The following is a 1,894-nucleotide window of genomic DNA, read 5'->3' as shown; positions in this document are numbered from 1 at the left end:
GCCATCCCCTCTCGCTTCATGTCACGGACCCGTGACACGAGCGAGGCGAGGCGACAGATGCGGTACCCGGCCCCACGGCCGCGTCGGACCGTGCCATCCGCGTTACGGATCGGCTCCACCCGGAACCCATGGCGATGGAGGGCGCGGAGCGCCTTCGTCATCGTCGTGAGCTGACTCACGTCCCCGTCATGCATCTCCCGGCAGAGGGTACGCGCGCTCGTTTCGAGCATAGCTCCCCCCTCCCCCACGGGCAATCTCTCGTCGAGATGGGCGAGCAGGCGGGCGATGAACTCGTCCAGGTGCTCGTTGACCCGCTCCTCGCGCGGGCGACGATGTTTCTTGTAGCCGTTCCAGACCGGACGCTCGCCACAGAGCGCCTGCAACTTGCCGGACGACGGCTCGTAGTCCTTCCGGTACGCGCTCAGCACGGTCTTCTCGACCTCGCGCGCCGTGAGCGGTCTCGTCATGCCCCGGTTGCGCGCCTGGAGGCGACGCATCGCCTGACGGCGCGAGAGCCCGTCCTTCCTCGCCATGACGGCGAGCCAGAACGTCACGACGTTCCGTGTCCCGACCGCGTCCGTCGCCCAGAGGGCGCCCCATACCGGCATGTCCCGATACTTCCCGGACGTTTTCATGAGCCCGTCGATCGTCGCGCGGGTCTCGAGGAACCACGCCACGGCCTCGTCCTTCGACCAGAGCGCCCCCTCGTCGAGGTGGCGGATCGTCTCCTCGCGCGGGAAACGCGCCCAGCCGAACACCGGGCAGTGCACGTCGACCGGCAGGCCGACGTCGAGGAGCGCGTCACGTGTCGCGACGGCCAACGCGTGCGCGAGGCGGATCGCCCCCTCCGAGCCATAGAACGCGTCGTCGAGCACGACGAACACCTGCGTCCCACGTGGCGTCTCCAAGATGAGCGCCGGACGGCACGGCACGTCGGCCTCCAGGAAGGCGGCCAGCACCTGTTGGCGCGTCCGCTTCTCGTCGATGTCGAACCGGAACGTCCGCACCCGGCGGAGGTTGTCGTCCCGGATGTCGGCCGGCGTCACCGCCTGCATGTACACGTTCGGCGTCCAGTGGGTCACCCCTTGCCAGCTCGCCTCATGATAATGGAGCACGCCACCGATCGAGCGCGCGATGTCCTGCCCCTCGCCGGTGTGGCTCGCGAGGTATTCCTTGCCGTAGGCGACGCGGATCGCCCCTTGCGTCTTGTATGTATGGTCGCACTTCTGACGGACGTCGTCCGGGATGTCGCCCGCATAGGCCTCGTAGAGCCCCTTTCCCTCGCCGAGGAGCAGGCGCACCGCCTTCTCCTCTCGCTCGCTATGTATCCGATACTGTGCCTTTCTCGTCACTGCCTGCATGTCGTCCATTCCCTTCCGCGGGACGGGGAACGTGAAAAGAGCCATGGCCACCGCGCATACAGCGGCAGTCCATGGCTCTTCAGGTAGCGACAACCCTTCCGTCCCGGCTGGGGAGGAAAGGGAGAAAACCTTGACTCGTGAGGCTTGTGTACATGCGGTAGACATGGTAGTATAAGGCATGTAACGCCTGCATCGGACAGGTCGTGCCCCGAAGCGCAGTTGGTTGCGCTGTACCGGGAAGATCGAGTGTTCAGCTCGTCTCCTGGCGGGAGGTCTGTTTTTGTCGTGTGCCGAAGCGCATCCTACTGCGCTGTACCATCCAGAAGTCTTGGTCGGACGACTGGTGGCGGTAGAACGACCGGGTAGGTACGAAGCACTTAGACGAAAGGGACAACGTCCCCTCTTTTCGTCTAGGTGCTTCTTTTTTTGTGCCTGAACCCCGGGTCGATCGACCGGCTGATTATGTAACTCTTCACGCATCCGTCGGATGCCAATTTTCAGAATCTAGTTCCATCATACGCCTCTCTGAATCA

Annotated in this window: 1 protein-coding gene; it reads right to left on the bottom strand. The window is 64.3% G+C overall.

Annotated elements, in window-relative coordinates:
• Positions 1 to 1,361: primase C-terminal domain-containing protein (locus GVY43_RS15580; RefSeq protein WP_159563774.1), on the bottom strand; the 1,361-nt coding region annotated here is incomplete at its 3' end.
• Between the last annotated feature and the right edge of the window lie 533 nt (positions 1,362 to 1,894).

The organism is Exiguobacterium sp. 8H, assembly GCF_902506255.1.
Taxonomy (GTDB): Bacteria; Bacillota; Bacilli; order Exiguobacteriales; family Exiguobacteriaceae; genus Exiguobacterium; species Exiguobacterium profundum.
This window is presented reverse-complemented; position numbering and strand designations above follow the sequence as displayed.